Here is a 16,826-nt window from a genome sequence, read left to right as displayed (position 1 = left end):
TTCCGCCCCCCAACCCCTACGACACGTTCACCATCAGGACCCTCAGAACGCTCTGAAGGATGATCACGGCGAAGAAGAGAATCAGCACACTCAGGTCGAGTGCGACGCTTCCCAGCCGGACCGGCTTGATGAACCTGCGTAGGAACCTCAGTGGCGGGTCGGTGATCGTGTAGACGATCTCGGCGAGCACAAGCACGAACCCGGTAGGCCGCCAGGTCCTGGAGAAGGACATCACCATCTCCAACACCACCCGCGCTATCAGCACGAAGACAAACAGCTGAAGCAGAAGCAGCAGCACATACAGGACCATACTCACGGTCGTTCCCCGACCCAATCTCTGGACAAATGTGATGATCTAGCTCTGATTGAAGAACCCTCGCTCGGCGATCCGCGCCTTGTCTTCGGCGGTCACCTCGACGTTGGCCGGGGACAGCAGGAACACCTTGTTCGTCACGCGTTCGATACTGCCATGGAGACCGAAGATCAGACCAGCCGCGAAGTCGACCAGACGCTTGGCGTCACTGTCGACCATCTCGGTCAGGTTCATGATCACCGGTGTACCTTCCCGGAAGTGCTCTCCGATCGTACGCGCCTCGTTGTAGGTGCGTGGATGGAGCGTGGTGATCCGAGCAAGGTCGGCGGTTGAGGCTGTCGTGGTCGTTCCACCGCGCCGTTCACCCGTTCCCAGGTAGTCGCCGGTGTCCGTCACAGCGTCGCCTCGTGTTTCCTCGCCTCGCGGAGTGTCAGCGTCGCGGTCACGCTGCTCCTCCACGCCCTCATCGAAATCGTCGAACTCATCATATTCGTCCGCATAGCGGTGATCGTAACGGTCGTCCTCCACGAGGCCGAGGTAGACCGCCATCTTGCGCATCGCGCCGGCCATCTCATGTCCTCCGTCGTCCCCGCGGCGTTCTCACCGCAGCCGACTCCTCCGTCGTTTCCAGCCCCTGCGCCCCGCCTCAGCGGGGTGTTCGTCCATTCGGGCGAACGCCACAGACGGGCCCCAAGGTCTATGTGGGGACATTACCCCACGATCGGTCCCCGAGCGCCAAGCAACGCCGTGCCGAGTCGCAGGTGTGTCGCGCCTCGTCCGATCGCGGCCTCCAGGTCCCCGCTCATCCCGGCGGAGATCACCGTCGCCTGAGGGTAGCGATCCCGAATCCGCCCCGCCACCTCGTTGAGGACGGCGAAGGCAGCGTCCGGGTCGCCGCCGAGCGGCGCCACCGCCATCACTCCCCCCAAAGTGAGCGCCTCGTGCTCGTCGATGCTCTCCGCGAGGGCGGGCGCGTCGGAGGGGTCGACCCCTCCGCGCGGGCCGAGGACCCCGGCCCGCGAGTCGGTGTCCAGGTTGACCTGGACCAGACAGGTCAGGCTCCGTTCGGCCGCCGCGGCCCGGTCCCCCAGCCCGCGGGCCAGCTTCGCCCGGTCCACCGAGTGCACGACGTCGGCGTAGGAGGCCACGGAGCGGGCCTTGTTGGTCTGGAGCTGGCCGACGAAGTGCCAGGTCAGGCCGAGATCAGCGGTCTCCGCCGCCTTGGGGGCGGCCTCCTGGTCGCGGTTCTCACCGACGTCGGTGACACCAAGCGAGGCGAGAATCCGCACATCACTGGCGGGGTAGGTCTTGGTCACGCCGATCAGCGACACCTCCGAGGGGTCGCGGTCGGCCTTGTGGCAGGCCGCCTCGATCCTGGCCCGCGCGGCCGAGAGGTTGGCGCGGATCTGCTCGGTGCGCTCAGGGTCGGTCAGTGACACTGTCGATCGTTCCTTCTGGGGTAGGAGGGCGGCGCGTGACCGGAACCGGCCGCTGGGGACGGCCCGGTCGGGCGGGTCGGCGGTCAGGTGCGCCAGAGGAAGGAGGCGAATCTGCCGGTGGGCGCGTCGCCCCGGTGGGAGAAGAGTTCGGGGGTCTCCAGGGTGCAGCGCCCGTCGGTGACGATGTCGGTGACGCCGGCCCCGCGCAGTTGAGCAGTGACGGCGGCGACCATGTCCACGCCTGTGGTGCCCTGGCGCGTGGTCGAGGCGGCCTCGGGTGTCCGGGCGGCGGTCTCGGCCTGGAGCTCGGGTGGGACCTCGTAGCAGCTTCCGCAGATGGCGGGGCCGAGGAAGACGGTGATGTGGTCGGGGCGGGCGCCCTGGGCGACCATGGTGTCGACGAGGTTTGCGGCGACTCCGTGGGCGGTGCCCTGTCGGCCGGAGTGGGCCGCCCCCAACACACCGGCGACGGCGTCGGTGGCGAGCACCGGCAGGCAGTCGGCGGCCATCGAAGCCAGGACCAGATCCGGGCGGGTGGTGACCACGCCGTCACAGGTACCGACCCCACCGGGTTCGGTCGCCACGAGGACGTCGGCGCTGTGCACCTGGTTCATCCACACGACCCGGTCGACGTCGAACCCGAGCTCCTGGGCCGCGCGTCGGCGGTTGGCGGTGACCGCCTCCCGGGTGTCACCGGACCCCAGCCCCAGGTTGAGCGAGTCGAACGGCGGCTGACTCACGCCGCCCTTGCGTTCGGTGACGGCGGCACGGACACCGTGCCCCAGGTCGATGACGTTGCCCATCGGCGCGACGTTGTCCTTCCCTCTGCCCCGTGGGCGGAGGAGTGACGGCGGGTCGCCCCCGCCGTCCTCCGCCGCGCCCCATCGAGGGCGGCGACGGCCCCGCCGCAGATGGGTCGGGGCCGCTGACACGTCGATGGTACCGGGGTGGTGCCGGACTACTTGAGGAACTCCGGGACGTCCAGGTCGTCGGGGTCGTCGAAGATGACCCGGCGACGGGGCGTGGGAACCTCGCTGCGGCGCTCGGAGGCCTCCGACACCGCGTGGACGTGGTTCGCCTGCTCCTCCGGCTCGGCGGCCTCGGGCTCCGGGGCGGTGGTCTCCTCCGCCTGGACCGGCTCCGGCTCGACCTGCTCGGGCTCCGCGCTCGGGACCGGGTAGCCGTTGCCCTGGACCGGCTCGGCCGGGGCCTGCTGGGGCTCGGGGCGGACCGGTTCCGGGGTCACCGCGGGCTGGACCGGCGGCATGGCGGGCCGAGGAGCCTCCTGCACCGGCTGGGCCGGGCGGGACGGAGCGATCCACGGCATGCTGGTGGCCGGCGCCCCGCTCGCGTCCGTGCCGGGGGGCGTCGCCTTCGCGGACGACTCCTCCCTGCCGGACGTGATGCCTGCCGTGGGGGCGACGGCCTCAGGAGGGTCCACCGGCTGACGCTCCCGCGTGGCGGGGCTGGACACCTCGGGCTCGTCGAAGCCCGCCGCGATCACGGTGACCCGGACCTCGTCGCCCAGGGCGTCGTCGATGACGGCGCCGAAGATGATGTTGGCCTCGGGTGCCGCCGAGTTGGCGACCAACTGAGCCGCCTCGTTGATCTCGAACAGTCCGAGGTCGGAGCCGCCCTGGATGGACAGCAGCACACCGTGTGCGCCGTCGATGCTCGCTTCCAGCAGTGGCGAGGAGATCGCCAGTTCGGCCGCCGCGACCGCCCTGTCGTCCCCTCTCGCCGATCCGATCCCCATCAGCGCCGATCCGGCACCGGACATGACCGACTTGACGTCGGCGAAGTCCAGGTTGATCAGGCCCGGCGTGGTGATCAGGTCGGTGATGCCCTGGACACCGGAGAGCAGGACCTGGTCGGCCGCCTTGAAGGCGTCCAGGACGCTGACCTGGCGGTCCGAGATGGACAGCAGCCGGTCGTTGGGGATGACGATGAGGGTGTCGACCTCTTCACGGAGCATCGCTATCCCCGACTCGGCCTGGGTGGCCCGCCGCTTGCCCTCGAAACCGAAGGGGCGGGTGACCACACCGATGGTGAGTGCCCCGAGGGAGCGGGCGATGTTGGCCACGACCGGGGCTCCCCCCGTGCCGGTTCCGCCACCCTCACCAGCGGTGACGAAGACCATGTCGGCCCCCTTGAGGACCTCCTCGATCTCCTCGCGGTGATCCTCGGCGGCCTTGCGACCGACATCGGGGTTGGCGCCTGCGCCAAGGCCACGGGTGAGCTCACGGCCGACGTCGAGCTTGACGTCCGCGTCGCTCATCAGCAGCGCTTGGGCATCGGTATTGATCGCGATGAACTCGACGCCCTTGAGCCCCTCTTCGATCATTCGGTTGACGGCGTTGACACCGCCGCCGCCGATACCGACGACTTTGATGACCGCGAGGTAGTTCTGCGGTGCTGCCACGACGAGGGGCCTTTCCGCTCGCTTACGCCGTTCCGTCTCCGCGTCCGACGGCCGTGGGCCATCGGGTGCGCCGGCGGTCCGGCATCCGGTTCTACAGTGTGCGTTTCGGGTACCCCCGCACAGCGCCCGGAGGCGACCGTGAGTGGGGAGACCCGGGGCCACCGAAGACCGTTCTCGAACGGTTCTCGTGTACCCCTGAAAGCGTGTCTTACTGCGTTGTTGACGTTGGTTGTGCTTCCCGACAGTAAGCGGACCGTCGGGTGCGGGCAACCGGTGACGACTTCAGCCTAACGGCGTATAACGCGAGGAAGCGAAGTGCGCACTCGGCGCGTCGCGTCTGGAATGTCCTTGCGGAGGATTCGGTTCGCGGCGCCGAGCTCCCACTCGTACCCCTTGTCCCGGTGCGCGGCTCTTGCCCCGACTCCTGTGCGACCATCCCGTTACTTGGGGTGAGCTTCACCGGACGATGGCCAGGTCCGGGGTTCCCACGTCGTAGACGCGCCCGTCCTCGGGCGGGTGCTCGCGCATCAGCACGCGCAACACGTCGCTCTTGCCCGTGGTGTCCCGCGCGTCGCCCCACTCCACCACTGATCCGTCACCGAGTTCCACGGTGATGTCGTCGGTGTCGGTCGCGTCGATCAGCTGTATCTGCGCGATGAGGGAGTCCGGCGCCTCCTGGACGATGTCGGCGGCGGCCCGGACCGCCGTGTTGCCCTCGATCTCGCCGGTGACCCGGACCAGCGGGTGCGTGCCGGGCCGGGTCGCGGAGTCCTCGATTCGTACGCCGTCGCCGTCGACGAGCCGGTACTCCTCCCCCATGCGGATGGCGAGCAGGGGACGGCGCTCGACCACCTCCACCCTGAGGGTGGCGGGCCAGCCCCGGCTCACCTCGGCGGCCTGGACCAGGTCGAGTCCCTCGGCTCGGTCGCGGCCCTGGTCCAGGTCGACTCGGATCAGGGGTGTGCCCGTCTCCACGGCCACGGCCGCGACCACCTCCTCCTTCGAGACCCGGTCCAGACCGGTGACGGCGACTTCACGCACGACGAGGAGCCGGGAGCCGAGCAGCACCCACGTGACCACGCAGACCAGTGACACGACGAGCAGGACCGCGAAGGCGACCTTCCAGGGGTCCGACCCCTTGCGGACCGCGCTCTCGCCGCCCTCCCCGTCCCGTTCCGTGGTCTTCGCCCTGTTGCGGTCAGCGGCCACGTGCGTGCTCCTCTTAGCTGGTTTCGGTTCCTTCTGCGTTCCGCGCCAGCTCCTCGACGATCAGCGGCCCCAGCTCGGTGACGTCACCGGCGCCCATGGTGAGGACGATGTCCCCGGGGCGGGCCAGAGCGGCCACCGTACGCACGGCGTCCGCGCGGTCCGGCACGTACCGGACCCCGTCGTGGGAGACCTTCGAGGTGATGATCTCCCCCGTCACTCCGGGCTCGGGGTCCTCACGGGCGGCGTAGACCTCCATCACCACGACCTCGTCGGCCAGGCTCAGGGCGGTCGCGAACTCCTCGGCGAAGATCCGGGTCCGGCTGTACAGGTGCGGCTGGAACAGGGCCACCACCCGACCCTCCGGGATCTCCTCCCCGGAATCCTCGGAGAAGGAGCGCAGGGCGGCGCGCGTGGCGCGCAGGTCCGCGTCGATCTCGGTGGGGTGGTGGGCGTAGCTGTCGTAGACGCCCACGCCGTCGCCCTCGCCCTTGAGCTCGAACCGGCGGGCGGCGCCGGCGAAGTCGGCGATCCCCTCCACCGCGATCTCCAGGTCGTGGCCGAGTTCGTCGGCGACGGCCACGGACGCGGCGGCGTTCAGGACGTTGTGCCGCCCCGGGACGGCCAGGGTGCCGTCGATCGGCTCGCCGTCGGCGGTGGTGAGCGTGAACTCCGTGGTGAAGCCGCGCGCCCGGATACGGGTGATCCGGTAGTCGGCGTCCTCGGCCTCGCCGTAGGTGAGCACCTTCTTACCGCGCTCACGGGCGAGTTCGGCGACGGTGCGGGCGCCGGGGTCGTCGATCCCGACGATGAGGGTGCGCTCGACCCGGTCGACGAAGTTCGCGAAGTTCGCGTGGATCTCGTCGATGCCGCTGTAGTTGTCCAGGTGGTCGGCCTCGACGTTGGTGACCACGGCGACCTTGGGCGAGAGCATCAGGAAGGATCCGTCGCTCTCGTCGGCCTCCACCGCGATGACCTCGCCGACCCCGGCGTCCGCGCCCAGGCCGGTGGTGACCAGCTTGCCGCCGATCACGTACCCGGGGTCGACCCCCAGGTGCTGGAGGACCACGGTGACCATGGAGGTGGTGGTGGTCTTGCCGTGGGTGCCCGAGACCGCGATCCCCTCACGGCCCAGCAGGAGGGCGCCCAGGGCGGCGGCCCGGGGCAGGACGCGGATGCCGCGGGCGCGCGCCTCGGCGAGTTCGGGGTTGTCCTCACGGATGGCGGAGGAGACCACCAGGGTGTCGGCCTTGCCCAGGTTCTCGGCGGCGTGGCCCACGAAGACCTGGGCGCCCATCTGCTCGAGTTCGCGCAGGGTCTCGCTGTCGCGGGCGTCGCTGCCCGAGACCTCAACCCCGGACTGGAGCAGCACGCGGGCGATGCCGGACATGCCGGCCCCGCCCAGACCGATGAAGTGGGTACGGCCGAGTTCGTCGACGGGGACCGGGTCGGTCGTTGTGACCAGGCTCATCGTGCGTCCTTCCCGTCGTCGTAGAAGGCGTCCTCGCCGTCGTCGTCGGACAGTTGTATCTCGGGGGTGGGCTTGTCGCCGCGGGCGATCGCGAGGACCTCCCGGGCCAGTTCGGTGTCGGCGTCGCGGCGACCCATCCGGGCGGCCGCCTCCGACATGGCCACGACACGGTCGGTGTCGGTGAGCAGCGGGATGAGCTGGCCGGTGATCCACTCGACCGAGACGTTGGCGTTCTCGACCATCAGGCCGCCGCCCGCCTGGACGATCGGCTCGGCGTTCAGTGCCTGCTCACCGTTGCCGATGGCCAGCGGCACGAAGGCGCCGGGCAGGCCCACGGCGGTGAGTTCGGCGCAGGTCATGGCCCCGGAGCGGCACATCGCCACGTCGGCGGCGGCGTAGGCCATGTCCATGCGGTCCACGTAGGGAACGGCGACGTAGGGGACGCCGTCCTGGGTGAGGTCCTGGGGTTCGTCGGCGTTCTTGGGGCCGACCACGTGCAGGACCTGCACGCCGGCGCGGCGGAAGGCCGGCGCGGCCTGGAAGGCGGTCTCGTTGATGCGCTGGGCGCCCTGGGAGCCGCCGAAGATCAGCAGGGTGGGCAGGTCGGGGCGCAGACCGAAGTAGGCGCGGGCCTTGTCACCCATGGCCAGCCGGTCCAGCGAGGTGATCTGCTGGCGCAGCGGGATGCCGATGAACCGGCCGTTGCGGATCTGGGTGTGCGGGTGGCCGGTGAACACGTGCGGGGTGAGCCGCGCACCGAGGCGGTTGGCCAGGCCCGGGAGAGGGTTGGCCTCGTGCACCACGATGGGGATGCGACGGCGCCGTGCCGCCAGGTAGCCGGGGGTGGCCACGTAGCCGCCGAAGCCCACGAGGACGTCGGCCTGGAGCTTGTCCAGCTGTTCTCCCGCCGCGCTGAGGGCGCCCGCCAGCTTGCCGGGAACCGTGAGCAGTTGTGGGGTGAGCCTGCGCGGCAGGGGAACCGCCGGGATCAGGCCCAGTTCGTAGCCGCGCATGGGGACCAGCCGGGTCTCCAGGCCCCGCTCCGTTCCCAGGCAGAGGATCTCCGTGTTGGGGTCCACGCGCCGGAGCGCGTCCGCTAGGGAGAGTGCGGGCTCGATATGCCCGGCCGTGCCGCCTCCGGCGAGGGCTACCCTCATCGTCGCCGATTCCTCCTTGGCCGGTCACCCGCCGGGACCGGTCCGCTCTTGTTCTTGGCCGTGGTCTTGGCACCGGTCCGGGCCCCGCGCTCACCCGACTTGCGGGGGGTGCGCGGCGCGGTGGTGCGCTTGGAGGGCGCCGAACCGCTCTGATTACGGACGGAAGCGGCGATGTTCTCCAGGCCAAGCCAGCTTATGGCCCTTTGGACCCGAGTGGGACCCCGGGCCGCCAGGGCCTTCTGGGCCTCGGGCTCGTTTCGGGCGATGGCGAGCAGCACCCCGAGCGCGATCATCGTCGGGATGAGCGCGGAGCCGCCGTAGGAGACCAGGGGCAGCGGGATGCCGGTGACGGGGACCAGGCCGATGACGGCGGCGATGTTGATCATGGACTGGCCGATGATCCAGGTGACGATCGCGAAGGCGGCCAGGCGCGAGAAGGCGTCCTTGACGCGGAAGGCCACCCGCAGGCCCGCGTAGCCCAGCATGCCGAACAGGCCGAGGACCAGCAGGGTGCCGATGAGCCCGAACTCCTCACCGATGATGGCGAAGATGAAGTCGGACTCGGCGTAGGGCAGGAAGCCCCACTTCTCACGGCTGGCGCCGATGCCGACCCCGAAGATGCCGCCGGTACCCAGGGCGTACAGGCCGTGCAGTGACTGGAAACCGGTACCGCTCGGGTCCGACTCCGGGTCGAGGAACACGGCGATTCGGGTCATGCGGAAGGGCTCGATCGCGATGACGATCGCGGCCAGCCCCAGGACCAGGCCGAACATGCCCACGAACAGCCGCGCGGGCGCCCCCACCACCCAGAGCAGGCTCAGGAAGATGAGGAGCAGCACCAGGGAGGTGGACAGGTCGGAGCCCAGCAGCACGAGGAGCACCAGGAGTCCGCAGCCGGGCACCAGAGGGATGAGCAGGTGCCGCCACTCCGTGAGGTCCTTCAGCTCCTCCTTGCGCGCGAGGATGTTGGCGCCCCACAGGGCGAAGGCGAGTTTGGCCGGTTCGGAGGGCTGGATGACCAGGCCGCCGACCTCCAGCCACCGCATCGCACCGTTGACCTCGGTGCCCTGGAAGGCGGTGAGCAGCAGCAGCGCCACAGACACGATCATCGCCGGGTAGCCGACCATGCGGAAGACCCACAGGGGCAGCTGGGAGGCGAACACCATGAGCGGCAGGCCGATCATCGCCGACACCATCTGCCGCTGGACCACGGAGAAGGCCGAGCCGGTCTCGGTGATGGAGTTGACCATCGTCGAGGACAGCACCATGACCAGGCCCAGGGAGATGAGCATCACCCCGGTACTGAGGATCAGGTAGTAGGAGGTGAGGGGACGGTCCAGGGACCGGGCCCACTCACGCCAGAGGCCCCGTTCGCGGCCACCGGCCGCCGTGCGTTCCCGGGTGCGGGACACCCCGGGAACCGTTGTCGTCGCCGCCATCCACACCCTCCGCACGATTCGCGCCTCAATACTTGCGTACCGGCGGGTCGGGAACCGTGGACATTTCCCGCGTGTTGGCCATCTTTGGCGGTGCGTGGGGTGCCGCGCGACACACAGGAGGCCACCCGCGCGTTCGATATGACGCAGGGGTGGCCTCTGATCACTCAGTGTTCGCCCGAGGGGGTGCTCCGCTTCGGCTCCTGCTCGCCGCAGGGGACGAGGGACGGTTCAGCCGAGCCGGTGGACGGCCTCGGCGAAGAAGCGGCCCCGCTCCGGGTAGTTGGTGAACATGTCCATGGAGGCGGCGGCCGGGGCCAGCAGCACCGTGTCGCCCTCCCGGGCGAGGTCGGTGGCCCGGGCGAGGACCGCGTCCATCACCGTGTGACCGGCGGGCGCGTCGGGTTCGGGGCCCTCCACCTCCACCACCGGAACGTCCGGGGCGTGCCGGACCAGGGCCTCACGGATGCGCTCGCGGTCGGCGCCGATCAGCACCGCGCCACGGAGGCGGGAGGCGGCACCGGCGACGAGACCGTCGACCTCGGCCCCCTTCAGCAGGCCGCCCGCGATCCACACCACCGAGTCGTAGGAGTTCAACGACGCCGCGGCGGCGTGCGGGTTGGTGGCCTTGGAGTCGTCCACGAAGTCCACGCCCGCGACCGTGGCCACGTGCGCGATGCGGTGGGGCTCGGGCACGAAGGCGGTCAGACCCGCCCGAACCGAGGCGGGGTCCACCCCCACCGAGCGGGCCAGGGCGGCGGCGGCCAGGGCGTTGGCGACGTTGTGCGGCGCGGCCGGGCGGACGTCGCCCAGGGAGGCGAGCTCCTCAGCGCTGCTGTGCGGCTCGGCGACGAAGGCGCGGTCCACGAGCAGGTCCTCGACCACACCCAGCTCACCGGCGCGAGGCGTGTCCAGGCGCAGACCCACCACCGGAGTGTGCGGGTCGCCCTCCTCCTCGGCCAGACGGACGGACCAGGAGTCGGCTGTGTTGACCACGCGGATCGTGCCCTGGGCGAACACCCTGCCCTTGGCGCGGGCGTAGGGCTCCAGGCCGCCGTGCCAGTCCAGGTGGTCGGGGGCGACGTTGAGGACCGTGGCGGCGTGCGGCCGGACGCTGTTGGACCAGTGCAGCTGGAAGCTGGACAGCTCCACGGCGAGGATGTCGTGGACGTGGCCGTCGGCGTCGGGGAGGACGGCGTCCACGATCGGGGTGCCGACGTTGCCGACCGCGAGCGCATCGCGGCCGTCCGCGCGCAGGATGGACTCCAGCATGCGCACGGTGGTGGTCTTGCCGTTGGTGCCGGTGATGGCGAGCCACACCTGGTCGGCGGGCTTGAGCCGCCAGGCCAGCTCCACGTCCCCGATGACCTCCACCCCGGCCTCCGCGGCGCGGACCAGGAGCGGGGAGTCGGGACGCCAACCGGGCGAGGTGACCACGAGGTCGCAGTCGTCGGGCAGCGGGGTGTCGCCCAGGACGACCTCGGCACCGGCCTCGGTCAGGGCGGCGGCCACCGGGCGTGTCGTGTCGTCGTCGCGGCCGTCGACGACGACCACCCGGGCACCCCGGGCCAGGAGTGCCCTGGCGACGGGGGGCCCGGAGACACCCAGACCGGCGACGCAGACCCGCGCGCCCGCGAGGGGGTCGTCGCCCCCGGCGGGGGCGGCGGTGCGGGACGAGTCGGAAGGATGGTGGTGCGGCATGCCTCTAGCTTGGCATCCATTCCAGGTAGAAGAGTCCGATGGCGATCGCCATGAACAGGCCCTGGATGATCCAGAACCGGATGACGATGGTGGTCTCCGCCCAACCCTTGAGTTCGAAGTGGTGCTGGAGCGGCGCCATGCGGAACACCCGTTTGCCGGTGAGACGGAACGAGGTGATCTGGATCATCACGGACATGGTGATGATGACGAACAGGCCGCCGATGAGCAGCAGCAGGAGCTGTGTGCGGGTGGTGATGGCCAGACCCACGATCAGGCCGCCCAGGGCCAGCGAGCCGGTGTCGCCCATGAAGATCTTGGCGGGCGGGGCGTTGAACCACAGGAAGCCGATGCAGGAACCGAGCACGGCCGAGGCCACCACGGCGAGGTCCAGGGGGTCGCGGACCGTGTAGCAGCTGGAGGTGAGCGCCTCCACACAGGACTGGCGCAGCTGCCAGTTGCCGATGATGACGTAGGCGGCCAGCGACAGGATGGTCGCGCCGGTGGCCAGACCGTCCAGGCCGTCGGTGAGGTTCACCGCGTTGGAGAAGCCCACGATGAGGAACAGCGCCCAGATGACGAACACGCCGATCATCAGCGGCGGGCCGAAGTCGCGCAGGAACGACAACTGGGGGGCGGCGGGGGTGTAGCCGTACCCGTTGGGGAACTGGGTGACGCCGTAGGCGAACCCGACACCGATGACGGCCTGGCCGACCATCTTCGCGCCGCTGCGCAGACCGAGGCTGCGGCGCTTGTAGATCTTGATGAAGTCGTCCAGGAAGCCGACACAGCCCATGCCGACGAACAGGAACATCACCAGCAGGCCGGAGGCCGTGGGCCCGGAGGCGGCCGGTTGGATCGCCCAGAGCAGCAGGTGGGAACCGAAGTAGCCCACCACCGCGCCGAGGATGATCACGATGCCGCCCATGGTGGGCGTGCCCTGCTTGGTCTTGTGGCCCTCGGGTCCGTCGTCGCGGACCTCCTGGCCGAACTTGAACCGGTACAGGAGCTTGATGAGCGGCGGCATCAGCACCATGGAGATGATCAGCGAGAGCCCCGCCGCTATGGTGATGCCGATCACTGGACATCACCCTTGGTGATGAGGTCGATGACCCTTTCGAGCGCAGCCACGCGCGATCCCTTCACAATGACAACGTCTCCTGTGCGCATCCGTTCGCGCACCGCGTCGGCTGCTGCCTCCGCGTCGGGAACCCGGATGCTCTCACCGCGCCACCGCCCCTGCTGGGCGGCGCGTTCGGCTCCGACTGCGATCCCCTCGGCCGCCTCGCCGACCACGACCAGGTGGGCCACGCCGGTCTCGGCGGCCAGCTCACCCACGTTCTCGTGTTCGGCCCCGCCGTCGTCGCCGAGCTCGGCCATGTGGGCGAGCACCGCGATGGACCGGCGATCCCGGGCGAGCGCGCCCAGGGTGGTCAGCGCCGCCCTCATGGACTCGGGGTTGGCGTTGTAGGCGTCGTTGACGAGGGTGACACCGTGGTGTTCGGTGACCTCCATTCGCCAGCGGCTGACCGGGGTCGCCGCGCCGAGGGCGGCGGCGATGTCTTCGATGTCCATCCCGAGGTCGTCGGCGACGGCCGCGGCGGCCAGCGCGTTGCTGACCTGGTGGGCGCCGACCAGTCCCAGCTGGACCCGGGCCGTGCGGCCGCGCAGGTTCAGGGTGAGGGACGGGGCGCCGTCGGTTCCGATGGTGATGTCCGTGGCGCGCACCTGGGCGTCCTCGGCGGTGCCGTAGAGCACCACGCGGGCCTCGGTGCGGGAGCGCATGGCGCGCACGAGCGGGTCGTCGGCGTTGAGGACGGCCACGCCGCCCTCCCCGCGCCGCTCGCTTCCGGGCGGCAGGGACTCCACGAGCTCGCCCTTGGCCTTGGCGATGGCGTCGCGGCCGCCGAACTCGCCCATGTGGGCGCTGCCGACGTTGAGGACGACACCGATCCGGGGCGGGGCGATCCGGCACAGGTGGGCGATGTGCCCGATCCCGCGCGCCGCGACTTCCAGCACCAGGTTCTTGGTCCGGGTGTCGGCGCGGAGCACCGTGAGCGGGTGGCCGATCTCGTTGTTGAACGAACCCGCGGGGGCGACCGTGGGGCCCAGCTCTCCCACGACCTGGGCGATGAGGTCCTTGGTGGTGGTCTTGCCGGAGGAGCCGGTGACCCCCACGACCTCGGTGGTGGCCGTTCCGCGCGCGGGGTCGCTGAGTTCGGTGGCCACGTGCCGGGCGAGTCGGGCCAGGGCCGCCACGACCTCGTCGTCGCCGCCGTCCACCAGGAGGTGGGGGGCGTCGACCGGGCGCGAGGCCAGGACCGCGACGGCTCCGGCCGCCACGGCGGTCTCGGCGAAGTCGTGTCCGTCGACCCGCTCACCGCTCAGGGCGACGAAGAGCGCTCCTGGCGCCACCTGTCGAGAGTCGATGACGACGGGGCCGTCGACGACGGCGTCGGGGCGCGCTGATCCGCCGATGGCGGTTTGGGTGATCTCAGCGATCCGATCGAGCGTGAGCGCGATCAAATCCACTCCTCATGTCAGGCCCGGCCCACGGCGCCCCAAGGGCATTGGCCACCCGGCCTCGGGATCGGGTCAGGGGATGGCACCGCGGATACCGTGCGCGCGGTGCCGCGCCGGGCCACGAACTCCGGCTGGTACCGGGCCGCGGGCGCCTGTGTGGGCGGCACGTGTCGGGCTGCGATTGCCGGACCTACCTTAGAACATGTTGGGGTGTCTGGGGTCCCGGCAGGGCCCTGTGCGAAGCAATATGCTCCACTTCGTGACCGTCGACACGCACCTCGCATGTGATTCGTGCACGTCACGGAGGGGGACACCACCGGGACGCGGTCTGGGACCGCGTCCCGGAAAGAGGACGGCACCACGTTCGGCGCGCCCCGGGTGTGTCGTGGCGTCAGGCCTCGTCAGGCACCCGGTGGACGTCCTGGAGGGCGTTGCCGAGCCGTTCGCTCGCCCGGGTGCGCAGGGCGTCCTCGATGGCGCCCCGCAGGACCTCGCGGTCGTCGAAGGGCAGGACGTCGCCCTTGACGTACTGGCCGGTCTCGTGGCCCTTGCCCGCGACCACCACCACGTCGCCGGGGCCGGTCCGGTGCACGCCCAGGCCGATCGCCTCGGCGCGGTCGAACTCCACGGTGACCCGCGCACGCTGGTCCTCGGGGACCTTGGCGACTCCGTCCAGCATCGCGGCGGCGATGGCGACGGGATCCTCGGTGCGCGGGTTGTCGTTGGTGATGATCAGCTGGTCGGCCAGTCGCGCGGCGGCCTCGCCCATCAGCGGACGCTTGGCGCGGTCACGGTCGCCGCCGCAGCCGACCACCATGGTGACCTGGCCGTCGGTGGTCTCGCGCAGCGCGCTGAGCACGGCCTCGATGGCGCCGGGCTTGTGCGAGTAGTCCACCAGGGCCGCGAAGTCCTGCGACCCCGAGTTCCCCCGGACCTCGACCGGCTCCATGCGGCCCGGCACGCCCGGAGCGGCGGCCACGCCCGCGATGGCGGTCTCCAGCGGAATCCCCGCCTCGACCAGACCCACGACGGCCGCCATGGCGTTGGAGACGTTGAACGGGCCCGGAAGCGCCACCGAGGCGCGGGCCTCCATGCCGCCGGGGCCCACGATACGGAAGGTGCTGCCGGTGGCGCCGAGCTCGACGTCGATCGCCGTCCAGTCCGCAGCCATGGCGTTCTCCGGACCGGCGTCCGAGGCGCCCTCCACCGCGAAGGTGGTCACCGGGACCTTGCCGCGTCCCTGCACCATGTCCACCAGCGCGCGACCGAAGCGGTCGTCGGCGTTGACCACCGCGATGTCGCAGTACTCCGGCGAGAACAGGCGCGCCTTGGTGTCGAAGTAGTCGCGAAGGTCCGAATGGAAGTCCAGGTGGTCCTGGGACAGGTTCGTGAAGATCGCGACGTCGTAACGGGTGCCGCCCACGCGGCCCAGGGCCAGCGCGTGGCTGGAGACCTCCATGGCGGCGGCCGTCGTCCCGTGTTCGCGCATCACCGCGAACAGGCCGTGCAGGTCCGTGGCCTCCGGCGTGGTCAGCGAGGAGGCGACGCGCTCGTCGCCCACACGCATCTCCACGGTGCCGACCAGGCCCGTACTCATCCCGGCGTGGCGCATGCCGGACTCGATCAGGTAGGTGACCGTGGTCTTGCCGCTGGTCCCGGTGGTGCCCACGAGGAGCAGGTCCTGGGCCGGTTCGCCGTAGACCCAGGCCGCGACCGTTCCCAGCGCGGCGCGCGCGTCCGGTACGACCAGGACGGGCAGGCCCGACTCGGCCGCGCGGTCCGCGCCCGCCGCGTCGGTCAGGATCGCCGCGGCCTCGGCCTCGGCCACCTGCTGGGAGAAGTCGGCGCCGTGCGCGCGAGTACCCGGCAGGGCCGCGTACAGGTCGCCCTGCCGCACCTTGCGCGAGTCGTGGGTGATACCGCGGACATGGATCTCCCGATCGGGCATGTCCGCTGGACGGTCCGCGCCGAGGTCTGGGCGCAGGAGTGTGGCGTCCGGCCCGAGCAGCGCTGCGAGGTCGGACAGTGGACGGAGTTTGGCGTGTTCAGGTCGCATTACCGGTGGCACGTGTGGAGGTTAACGGCTGCGGGGGACCTCTCGGTAATTTCCACGCTGCCCACGGGCGATACTTCACTCGTAGGAGGTACCGCCATGAAGCAATCGCCGCGCCCACTCGTGCTGGACGGGGGTCTGGCCACGAGCCTGGAAGCCCACGGTCGCGACCTCTCCGGGGGCCTGTGGTCCGCCCGCCTCCTCGCTGAGGAGCCCGCACTCGTCTCCCAGGTGCACCGCGACCACTTCCAAGCGGGAGCCGACGTCGCCATCACCGCCAGCTACCAGGCCAGCGTGGCCGCCTTCACCCAACGCGGCTACTCGCACTCCCAGGCTCTGGACTTCCTCGCCCGCTCCGTGGAGCTCGCCCTCACCGAACGCGACGCCTTCGGCCACGGCCTCGTGGCTGCCAGCGTGGGTCCCTACGGCGCCGCCCTCGCCGACGGCTCCGAGTACACCGGCGCCTATGGCCTCTCCGAGGACGAGCTCCACCTCTGGCACCGCGAACGCTGGCGGGTCCTCACCGACGCCGGCGCCGACCTCGTGGCCTGCGAGACGCTGCCCTCCCTCCCCGAGGCCCGAGCCCTCGCCCGGCTCCTGGAGGAGACACCCCACGTCCGCGCGTGGTTCAGCTTCTCCTGCGTCGACGCCGAACACATCAGCGACGGCACGCCCCTCCGCCAGGTCGCGGAGGAACTCGCCCCACTCGACCGCCTGGTCGCCGTGGGCGTGAACTGCGTGCCGCCCAGCCACGTGGCCCCACTTCTCCACGAGGTCGCAAGCACGGGAGTCCCCACGATCGCCTATCCCAACTCCGGTGAGTACTGGGACGCCGAGGCCCAACAGTGGACCGGCACAGCCGACCCCCAGGACTTCGGACGCGCCGCCGCCCAGTGGATCGCCGACGGGGTGTCCCTCGTGGGTGGCTGCTGCCGTACCGGCCCCGAGCACGTGCGTGCCATCCGGTCGCTCGTGGACTCCCTCCCTGCCGATTCGTAGTCCCTCCGCGCGGATCGTTTCTCGTGTCGCGGCCGGTCACTGTCGTCGGCGAAAAGCGGCAGCGAGGGAAGCAGCACCCCCAGGCCTGCGCGGATCGGGGCCCGTGTCG

At 70.6% G+C, this 16,826-nt stretch carries 14 protein-coding genes; 1 reads left to right on the top strand and 13 read right to left on the bottom strand.

Features of this window, described 5'->3' with window-relative positions:
- Positions 1–16: 16 nt before the first annotated feature.
- The 13 genes from D452_RS0112570 to D452_RS0112510 all read right to left on the bottom strand — a co-directional run bounded on the left by D452_RS0112570 (position 17) and on the right by D452_RS0112510 (position 15,721).
- Complete coding sequence (locus D452_RS0112570) at positions 17–316, bottom strand: YggT family protein (RefSeq protein ID WP_026129240.1); 300 nt, start codon at positions 314–316, stop codon at positions 17–19.
- Between the two features lie 39 nt (positions 317–355).
- Complete coding sequence (locus D452_RS0112565; RefSeq protein WP_017544502.1) at positions 356–883, bottom strand: cell division protein SepF; 528 nt, start codon at positions 881–883, stop codon at positions 356–358.
- A gap of 140 nt (positions 884–1,023) precedes the next feature.
- On the bottom strand, positions 1,024–1,752 hold the full coding sequence (locus D452_RS0112560; protein ID WP_017544501.1) for a YggS family pyridoxal phosphate-dependent enzyme: 729 nt from the start codon (positions 1,750–1,752) through the stop codon (positions 1,024–1,026).
- Positions 1,753–1,835: 83 nt separating this feature from the next.
- Positions 1,836–2,555: a peptidoglycan editing factor PgeF gene (pgeF, locus tag D452_RS0112555; RefSeq protein WP_017544500.1), complete on the bottom strand. Its 720-nt coding sequence runs from the start codon at positions 2,553–2,555 to the stop codon at positions 1,836–1,838.
- Between the two features lie 155 nt (positions 2,556–2,710).
- Positions 2,711–4,174: a cell division protein FtsZ gene (gene ftsZ / locus D452_RS0112550; protein WP_017544499.1), complete on the bottom strand. Its 1,464-nt coding sequence runs from the start codon at positions 4,172–4,174 to the stop codon at positions 2,711–2,713.
- 456 nt (positions 4,175–4,630) lie between these two features.
- Positions 4,631–5,383 (bottom strand): cell division protein FtsQ/DivIB, encoded by a 753-nt coding sequence (locus D452_RS0112545; protein WP_017544498.1) that lies wholly within the window; start codon positions 5,381–5,383, stop codon positions 4,631–4,633.
- Positions 5,384–5,396: 13 nt separating this feature from the next.
- On the bottom strand, positions 5,397–6,851 hold the full coding sequence (murC, locus tag D452_RS0112540; RefSeq protein ID WP_017544497.1) for a UDP-N-acetylmuramate--L-alanine ligase: 1,455 nt from the start codon (positions 6,849–6,851) through the stop codon (positions 5,397–5,399).
- Positions 6,848–8,008, bottom strand: a complete 1,161-nt coding sequence (murG, locus tag D452_RS0112535; RefSeq protein ID WP_026129239.1) for an undecaprenyldiphospho-muramoylpentapeptide beta-N-acetylglucosaminyltransferase — start codon at positions 8,006–8,008, stop codon at positions 6,848–6,850. Before murG ends, murC begins: the two co-directional genes overlap by 4 nt.
- Positions 8,005–9,447 carry a putative lipid II flippase FtsW gene (gene ftsW, locus D452_RS0112530; protein ID WP_026129238.1) on the bottom strand — a complete coding sequence of 481 codons (1,443 nt, stop codon included), beginning with the start codon at positions 9,445–9,447 and terminating at the stop codon, positions 8,005–8,007. Before ftsW ends, murG begins: the two co-directional genes overlap by 4 nt.
- 228 nt (positions 9,448–9,675) lie before the next feature.
- Positions 9,676–11,145, bottom strand: coding sequence for a UDP-N-acetylmuramoyl-L-alanine--D-glutamate ligase (gene murD / locus D452_RS0112525; RefSeq protein WP_017544494.1), 1,470 nt, complete (start codon positions 11,143–11,145; stop codon positions 9,676–9,678).
- Between the two features lie 4 nt (positions 11,146–11,149).
- Positions 11,150–12,223 carry a phospho-N-acetylmuramoyl-pentapeptide-transferase gene (gene mraY / locus D452_RS0112520; protein WP_017544493.1) on the bottom strand — a complete coding sequence of 358 codons (1,074 nt, stop codon included), beginning with the start codon at positions 12,221–12,223 and terminating at the stop codon, positions 11,150–11,152.
- A complete protein-coding gene (locus D452_RS0112515; protein WP_017544492.1) occupies positions 12,220–13,668 on the bottom strand; it encodes a UDP-N-acetylmuramoyl-tripeptide--D-alanyl-D-alanine ligase in 1,449 nt (482 codons plus the stop codon). Before D452_RS0112515 ends, mraY begins: the two co-directional genes overlap by 4 nt.
- A 388-nt stretch (positions 13,669–14,056) precedes the next feature.
- On the bottom strand, positions 14,057–15,721 hold the full coding sequence (locus D452_RS0112510; RefSeq protein WP_026129237.1) for a UDP-N-acetylmuramoyl-L-alanyl-D-glutamate--2,6-diaminopimelate ligase: 1,665 nt from the start codon (positions 15,719–15,721) through the stop codon (positions 14,057–14,059).
- A gap of 96 nt (positions 15,722–15,817) precedes the next feature.
- On the opposite strand from D452_RS0112510, the gene mmuM reads away from it, so the two are divergent.
- Positions 15,818–16,717: a homocysteine S-methyltransferase gene (mmuM, locus tag D452_RS0112505; RefSeq protein WP_026129236.1), complete on the top strand. Its 900-nt coding sequence runs from the start codon at positions 15,818–15,820 to the stop codon at positions 16,715–16,717.
- Positions 16,718–16,826: the final 109 nt, after the last annotated feature.

Source organism: Nocardiopsis prasina DSM 43845, from assembly GCF_000341265.1.
Lineage (GTDB): Bacteria > Actinomycetota > Actinomycetes > Streptosporangiales > Streptosporangiaceae > Nocardiopsis > Nocardiopsis prasina.
This window is presented reverse-complemented; position numbering and strand designations above follow the sequence as displayed.